The sequence below is a fragment of the Herbaspirillum lusitanum P6-12 genome (assembly GCF_000256565.1).
GTDB lineage: Bacteria > Pseudomonadota > Gammaproteobacteria > Burkholderiales > Burkholderiaceae_D > Herbaspirillum > Herbaspirillum lusitanum.
Genome location: NZ_AJHH01000590.1, coordinates 1 through 8,048 on the forward strand (window position 1 = coordinate 1; position 8,048 = coordinate 8,048).

6 protein-coding genes are annotated in these 8,048 nt (G+C 62.4%); 5 read left to right on the plus strand and 1 reads right to left on the minus strand.

Annotated features, from left to right (window positions below):
* Positions 1-141: 141 nt before the first annotated feature.
* A complete protein-coding gene (locus tag HLUSI_RS0119425; RefSeq protein ID WP_016835534.1) occupies positions 142-825 on the minus strand; it encodes a nitroreductase in 684 nt (227 codons plus the stop codon).
* On the opposite strand from HLUSI_RS0119425, the gene HLUSI_RS32895 reads away from it, so the two are divergent.
* From HLUSI_RS32895 to HLUSI_RS0119445, 5 genes are all read left to right on the plus strand, one after another.
* A complete protein-coding gene (locus HLUSI_RS32895) occupies positions 801-1,142 on the plus strand; it encodes a hypothetical protein (protein ID WP_157137923.1) in 342 nt (113 codons plus the stop codon). The two genes, HLUSI_RS0119425 and HLUSI_RS32895, sit on opposite strands and share 25 nt — an antisense overlap.
* 99 nt (positions 1,143-1,241) lie before the next feature.
* Entirely contained in the window at positions 1,242-3,230 is a 1,989-nt protein-coding gene (locus HLUSI_RS0119430) for a DNA topoisomerase IV subunit B (protein ID WP_016835535.1), read from the plus strand.
* Between the two features lie 10 nt (positions 3,231-3,240).
* Entirely contained in the window at positions 3,241-4,092 is an 852-nt protein-coding gene (locus HLUSI_RS0119435) for a lytic transglycosylase domain-containing protein (protein ID WP_016835536.1), read from the plus strand.
* A gap of 32 nt (positions 4,093-4,124) precedes the next feature.
* Positions 4,125-6,437, plus strand: a complete 2,313-nt coding sequence (parC, locus tag HLUSI_RS0119440; protein ID WP_016835537.1) for a DNA topoisomerase IV subunit A — start codon at positions 4,125-4,127, stop codon at positions 6,435-6,437.
* Positions 6,438-6,654: 217 nt separating this feature from the next.
* On the plus strand, positions 6,655-7,896 hold the full coding sequence (locus HLUSI_RS0119445; RefSeq protein WP_016835538.1) for a multidrug effflux MFS transporter: 1,242 nt from the start codon (positions 6,655-6,657) through the stop codon (positions 7,894-7,896).
* Positions 7,897-8,048 lie beyond the last annotated feature (152 nt).

Sequence of the window (8,048 nt, forward strand, 5' to 3'; positions counted from 1 at the left end):
GGTGCATCGGGCGCGATCAGCCTGGTGAGATTATTGGCGGACATGCAGCTGCAGGCGCCGCACGGTGCGTTGGGACTGGCGGCGATTGCTGCGGCAGGCGGCCTCGGTGCGGCGGCCGTTGTCGAGCGTTGCTGAAGACTGCTAGCGCAAGGTCCTGAAAAATTCTTCCGGCTTCAGGCGTTCGGTTCTCACGGTGTTTTCCGCTGCATCCGGATCGGCGTAGCCGAGCGCAATACCGCACACGATATAGTTCTCGTCACCCAGCTCCAGCGTCGAGCGGATCAAACCCGGATACGACGCCAGCGCACCGATGGCGCAACTGCCGAGTCCATGCGCAGCCGCCGCCAGCATCAGGCCGTACATGCACATGCCCAGATCCATGTAGCAACCGCTGCCCATGCGCGCGTCGATGGTCACCAGCAGCGCCGCCGGCGCATCGAAGAAATTGAAATTGCGTTCGAACTGCCGGTCGCGTCCGGCACGATCGTCGCGACCGGTCAGCAAGGCGCCGTACAGCTCCCTGGCAGCTGCGACCTGGCGCCGACGCAGGGACTGCGGCATCGGCTGCGGGAAGTAGGAATAGTCTTCCGGCTCCTGCCGACCTGCGCGGAAAGCCTCCACCAATGCCGCCGACAAGCGCGCCCGCGCATCGCCTTCCAGCGCAATGAACTCGCCCGGCTGCAGATTGGCGCCGCTCGGCGCACGCCGCGCCAGCGCCAGCAAGCCGGCCAGCATCCCTTCAGGCAAAGGCCGGTCGAGAAAGCGGCGGGTCGAGTTGCGCTGCGTCAGCAGGTCGGTAAATGAAAAATTCTGGTCTGGCGTCATTGGCGTCTATCGGGGCGGCGAAAGTGAGGGCAATGCGTGAGGGCAATGCCGTACGCCGTCATTGTTGCAAAGAAAGGATAGCCGGCGGAATCGGGCAGATCTTTTTCCTTGCCGTCTTCGGTGCACAAAACCTGATCAAAAATGCAATTCATGCACGCTCTCCCCTGAAGTTGCGGGAAAATTACACCAATAAGACCGATAACACCATGTTTGAACGAGTTTTCCCTGGCGGAAACAAATCACCGCGTCAGCAACAGTTGTCAAACCGATCACAAACGCTGCCTGCAAACTTCCTGCCGCCGCCGATTTTTCATTAGAATGCGCATTTGGCAAAGCTTCGGCGGCGCACGGCCGGCTGCCGTACCCTGATTCTCCGATTTCCTGATTTTCCGATTTTCGATTCGACCCTCATCTGCATGGCAACTAAAAAAACTTCCCCGTCCGACTACAGCGAATCATCCATCCGCGTCCTCAAGGGACTGGAACCGGTCAAACAGCGTCCGGGCATGTACACCCGCACCGAGAATCCCCTGCACATCCTGCAAGAGGTCATCGACAATGCCTCCGATGAAGCGCTGGGCGGTCACGCCAGGAACATCATGGTCACGCTCAATCCCGACGGCAGCGTCAGCGTCGAGGACGACGGTCGCGGCATTCCGGTCGGCCTGCATCCGGAAGAAGGCGTGCCGACGGTCGAGATCGTCTTCACCCGCCTGCATGCCGGCGGCAAGTTCGACAAGGGCAGCGGCGGCGCTTATGCCTTCTCGGGCGGGCTGCACGGCGTTGGTGTTTCGGTCACCAATGCGCTGGCCTCGCGCCTGGAAATCACGGTATGGCGTGAAGCAGGCGTCCATACGCTGGCGTTCTCGGACGGCGACCTGATCGAAAAGCTGAAGTCGCGCCCGATCACGCGCGAAGACAAGAAATCCGGCACCCGCGTTTCAGTGTGGCCGAATCCCAAATACTTCGACTCGCCAACCATTTCGCAGCAGGAACTGCAACGCCTGCTGCGCTCCAAGGCGGTGCTGCTGCCGGGCGTCAAGGTCTCGCTGATCAACGGCAAGACCGGCGACGTGCAGACCTGGCAATACGACCAAGGCCTGCGCGGCTACCTGATGGAATCGCTGGCGCAGTCGACCAGCGTCGATCCGCTGATCCCGCTGTTCGAAGGCGAGCAATACGCCGGCCCCGACGCCGAAGGATTTGCCGAAGGCGAAGGCGCCGCGTGGGTGGTGGCATGGACCGAAGAAGGCAACGTGGTGCGCGAATCCTACGTCAACCTGATCCCGACCTCGGCCGGCGGCACGCATGAATCCGGCCTGCGCGAAGGTTTGTTCTCGGCGGTCAAGAGCTTCGTCGAAATGCACTCGCTGTTGCCCAAGGGCGTCAAGCTGCTGCCGGAAGACGTGTTCGCACGCGTCTCCTTCGTGCTGTCGGCCAAGGTGCTCGATCCGCAATTCCAGGGCCAGATCAAGGAACGCCTGAACTCGCGCGACGCCGTGCGGCTGGTGTCGACCTTCTCGCGCCCGGCGCTGGAGCTGTGGCTGAACCAGCACGTCGAATACGGCAAGAAACTGGCCGACCTGGTCATCAAGCAGGCGCAGAGCCGTCTGCGCTCGGCGCAAAAAGTCGAGAAGAAAAAATCCTCCGGCGTGGCCGTCTTGCCGGGCAAGCTGACCGACTGCGAATCCAGCGACGTCACGCGCAACGAAATCTTCCTGGTCGAGGGCGACTCCGCCGGCGGCTCGGCCAAGATGGGCCGCGACAAGGAATTCCAGGCGATCCTGCCGTTGCGCGGCAAGGTCCTGAACTCCTGGGAAACCGAACGCGATCGCCTGTTCGCCAACAATGAAATCCATGACATCGCGGTGGCCATCGGCGTCGATCCGCACGGCTACAACGACACGCCCGACCTGAGCGGCCTGCGTTACGGCAAGATCTGCATCCTCTCCGATGCGGACGTCGACGGTTCCCACATCCAGGTGCTGCTGCTGACGCTGTTCTTCAAGCACTTCCCCAAGCTGATCGACCACGGCCACATCTGCATCGCCCGCCCGCCGCTGTATCGTGTCGACGCGCCCGCACGCGGCAAGAAGCCGGTGCAGAAACTGTACGCGCTGGACGACGGCGAACTGGAAGCGATCGAAGACAAGCTGCGCAAGGACGGCCTCAAGGAAGGCGCGTGGAGCATCTCGCGCTTCAAAGGCCTGGGCGAAATGAACGCGGAACAGTTGTGGGAAACCACCATGAATCCCGATACCCGCCGCCTGCTGCCGGTCGCCTTGGGCGAGCTGGACCAGATTGCCTCGGACGCGCGCTTCACCATGCTCATGGGCAAGGGCGAAGCCGCCTCGCGCCGCGCCTGGATCGAAGAGCACGGCAACGAAGCGGAAGCGGATATTTAAGATTGACGACATGGCCGCCTTTGACGACATCAGCAATAGCAGCAACCGCAGCCTCTTGCAACGTCTCCGTTCCGGAGCGTTGTCGGCGGCTGCTGCGCTGACGCTGTCGCTGACGGCCGCCCCTGTCCCCGCCCACGCCGACGTCTACGGCTACATCGACGCCGACGGCGTGGCGCACGTGTCGACCGAAAAGATTGACGAGCGCTACCAGTTGTTCATGCGCGGCGACGCCACCTTCGACTCCGACAAGATCGCCCGCGGCGTGCCCGGCGTCGAGACCAAGGCAAACCTGTCGTCGCCGCTGATGAAGCTGATGCTGCAGCATCCCAACCTGAAAAAGTATGAAGCCATGCTGGACCAGAGTGCGAAGGAGTTCTCGGTCGAGCCGGCCCTGCTGAAGGCGATCATGGCGGCCGAGTCCGGCTTCAATCCGACCGCCGTATCTCCAAAAGGCGCCATCGGTCTGATGCAGATCATGCCGGAGACCGCCGAACGCTATGGCGTGCAGGGCGACCGCCGCAAGACCATCCAGCAGAAGCTGACCGACCCGAAGATCAACATCCGACTGGCGGCACGTTACCTGCGCGATTTGCAGATGCTGTTCCCGAAGCGTCTTGAACTGGCCATCGCGTCCTACAATGCCGGCGAACGCGCCGTACAGAAGTACAACAACCAGATTCCGCCGTATCCCGAAACCCGCAATTACGTCCAGCTGGTGGCGCAGTTCTACCAGTTGTACCAACCGGGCGCAGGCAACAACGCAGGAAACAATGCCGGCAACGCCGATGCCAGCAAACCGCGCCGCGTCGAAATCATCCTGCCGGGCCGGCGCAGCATGCCGCCACCGACCTCGATCGAATAACCATCACCTGAACTTGAACGCAACCCAGCCACATGACTGAACAAGCCAACCTGTTTGAACAACCTGCACCACCCGACGGCGAATCGCTGACGCTGTCGACCTTCGCCGAGCGCGCCTATCTCGACTATGCCATTTCGGTAGTCAAGGGCCGCGCCTTGCCCGACGTCGCCGACGGCCAGAAACCGGTGCAGCGCCGCATCCTGTACGCGATGAACGAACTCGGCCTGAACGCCACCGCCAAGCCGCGCAAATCGGCGGCCGTGGTCGGCGACGTGCTCGGCAAATTGCATCCGCACGGCGACCAGTCGGTGTACGACGCGCTGGTTCGCATGGCGCAGGACTTCTCGCTGCGCTATCCGCTGATCGACGGCCAGGGCAACTTCGGTTCGCGCGATGGCGACGGCGCCGCAGCGATGCGTTACACGGAAGCGCGCCTGACGCCGATCAGCAAATTGCTGCTCGACGAAATCGACATGGGCACGGTCGACTTCCAGCCCAACTACGACGGCTCCACCGAAGAGCCGAAACTGTTGCCGGCGCGCCTGCCCTTCCTGTTGCTCAACGGCGCCTCCGGCATCGCGGTCGGCATGGCCACCGAAATCCCGTCGCACAATCTGCGCGAGGTGGCGCGCGCCGCCGTCGCGATGATCCGCAATCCCAAGATCACGCACGCAGAGCTGATGACCCACATCACCGGTCCGGACTTCCCGGGCGGAGGCCAGATCATCACGCCGCCGTCGACGATTGCCGAAATCTACCAGAGCGGCCGCGGCAGCCTCAAGGTGCGCGCGCGCTGGAAGATCGAAGACATGGCGCGCGGCCAGTGGCAGGCGGTCATCACCGAATTGCCGCCGGGCGTGTCGTCGCAGAAGGTGCTGGAAGAAATCGAAGAGCTGACCAATCCGAAGATCAAGCTCGGCAAGAAAACGCTGACGCCGGAACAGCAGGCGCAGAAGCAAAGCATCCTGGCCATGCTCGACGCCGTGCGCGACGAGTCGGGCCGCGAAGCGCCGGTGCGCCTGGTGTTCGAACCGAAGTCAAAAAACCAGGACCAGACCGAATTCATGAACACGCTGCTGGCCCAGACCTCCCTGGAAACCAGCTCGTCGATCAATCTCGTGATGATCGGCGGCGACGGTCGTCCGCGCCAGAAGGGTCTTGCCGACATCCTCGGCGAATGGATCGCGTTCCGCTTCGTCACCATCACGCGCCGCAGCCAGTTCAAGCTGCAAAAAGTCGAAGACCGCATCCACATCCTCGAAGGCCGCGAAGCGATCCTGCTCAACATCGACAAGGTCATCCGCATCATCCGCGAATCGGATGAGCCGAAACCGGCGCTGATCGAAGCGTTCAAGCTGTCGGACCGCCAGGCCGAAGACATCCTGGAAATCCGCCTGCGCCAACTGGCGCGCCTGGAAACCATCAAGATCCAGCAGGAGCTGGCCGAGCTGCGCAACGAGAAAGCGACGCTGCAGGACCTGCTCGACAATCCGGCCTCGATGAAGCGCCTGGTCATCAAGGAAATCGAAGCCGACGACAAGCAATTCGGCGACGCCCGCCGTACCGTGATCGAAGAAGCCGAAAAAGCCGTGCTCGAACAAAAGGTCATCGACGAACCGGTCACCGTCATCATTTCGCAAAAGGGCTGGGTGCGTGCACGCGGCGGCCACGGTCACGATGCAACGCAATTCACCTTCAAGGCCGGCGACGGCCTGTACGGCGCGTTCGAGTGCCGTACCGTCGACAACCTGCTGGGCTTCGGCTCCAACGGCCGCATCTACACGGTCGGCGTCAACTCGCTGCCGAACGCGCGCGGCGACGGTGTGCCGATCACCACGCTGGTCGACCTCGGCAACGGCAATAACCTGCTGCATTACTTCGCCGGTCCGGTCGATACGCAGATGCTGCTGGCCTCCGACGCCGGTTACGGTTTCACGGCCAAGGTCGGCGACATGCTCAGCCGCGTCAAGGGCGGCAAGGCCTTCATCACGCTGGACGAAGGCGACCTGCCGCTGGCGCCGCGCCCGATGCCGGCCGGCGCCAGCGCGATTGCCTGCCTGTCGGGACAAGGACGCCTGCTGGTGTTCGGCCTGGACGAGATCAAGACCCTGGCCAGCGGCGGCCGCGGCGTGATCCTGATGGAACTGGAGAAGAACGAGAAGCTGCTGGCCGCGCAAGCGATCACGCAAAAGGGCGTGCTGGTGTCCGGCACCGGCCGCGGCGGCAAGGCGCAGGACGTCACGCTGTCGGCGGTAGCGCTGGCGCTGCACATCGGCAAGCGCGCACGCAAGGGCAAGGCGCTGGAGTCGAAGCTGAAAGCGACGGCGCTGGCCGCAGTGGCGTAATCGCCTGAACGCTGAGCGTTGAAGCAGCAAAGAAAAAGGATGTCGTTGAATACGGCATCCTTTTTTTCTTCCCGGCTACGCTATCGCAACGACCGGCCATGATGTTTCGTGCTCGCGACCGGGCATGCAAGTTTTCTCATCCTGCCGGTCCCCAGCAGAGACTTCAACAAGCCGTCACAATAGAGGGTTTTCACCCTTCCTCCGGCTGTCCCTCTTCATGAATACCACCGCGAACCACCCGCGCTTTCTCATCTTTTTCATTTGCATGCTGGCCTCTGCGGGCCAATTGGCAATCGATATCTACGTCCCGGCGCTGCCGACGATGGCGCAGTATTTCCAGACCTCGGCGCAGGCGATCCAGTCGAGCGTGACGATCTACCTGATGGCGTACGCCTTCGGCCAACTGTTTTTCGGACCGCTGGCGGATGCCTATGGCCGCAAGACAATGCTGATCCTGGGACTGGCCATGTTCACCGCCGGCTGTTTGCTGACGCTGGCGGCCAACAACCTGGAAACCTTCATCCTCGCACGCTGCCTGCAAGGCTTCGGCATCGCCGCCACCAACCTGCTGGCCAAGGCGATCATCACCGACTCCTTCTCCGGCATCGCGCTGATGCATGCGTTCACCTACATGGCCATCGCCTGGGGGCTGGCGCCGATCCTGGCGCCGGTTATCGGCGCGCATCTGCAGACCGGGTTCGGCTGGCGCTCGTGCCTGACCTTCCTGCTGATCTATTCCTTCGTGATGTGGGCGGTGCTGTCGCGCTACAAGGAGACGCTGAAACAGCCTGTGCATCTGCATCCGAAGACGCTGCTCAGGAACGCCGGCATGGTGCTCAGGAGCCCGGTGTTCCAGAGCTGCTTCCTTGCACAAGGGCTGTGCTACAGCATCCTGCTGGTGTTCAACATTGTCGGCCCTTTCATGGTGCAGGAGACGCTGCACAAGCCGCCGACCTATTTCGGCTACCTGGCGCTGGCGATCGGGCTGATGTATTTCCTCGGCGGGATTTCGAACCGGATTCATCACCCGCGCCTGCCGACGCCGGAACAACGCCTGCGCATCGGCGCGCGCGTGATGACGGGGGCGGCGGTCGTGATGCTGATCCTGGCGCTGACGGTCGGTCTGGAGGTGTGGACGCTGACGCTGCCGGTCTTGTTCATGGCGTTCTGCGCGGGGGCGATGTATCCGACGCTGATGGCCAAGGGCAATTCGATCTTCCCGCACATTGCCGGACTGACCAGCGCGATCCTCGGCTTCGCGCTGTTGCTGGTGTCGTCGCTAATGATGGGACTGGCCGGCTTCGTGCCGTTCCACAGCCTGACGCCGATGGCGATCTTCTTCGTGATCGTGGGTCTGACCGTGATCAGCATGGTCGGCAAGCTGCTGCGCCGGCAGCTTGAGGGGCTGCACCGGCCCATTGCGTTATACTCCGGCACCGATCATCAGAGATGGTCCTGAAATCTTGTCAACAACCTAAGGAATGCCATGCGGAAAATCCGTCGAATCAAATACATGGAAGCAACTTATCGCATCTATTTCGCCAAGCTGCTCAACAGCATGCTGGAAGAACTCAGCGCAGAAGTCGCCGCGCGCGCGCGCGCGCGCGCGCG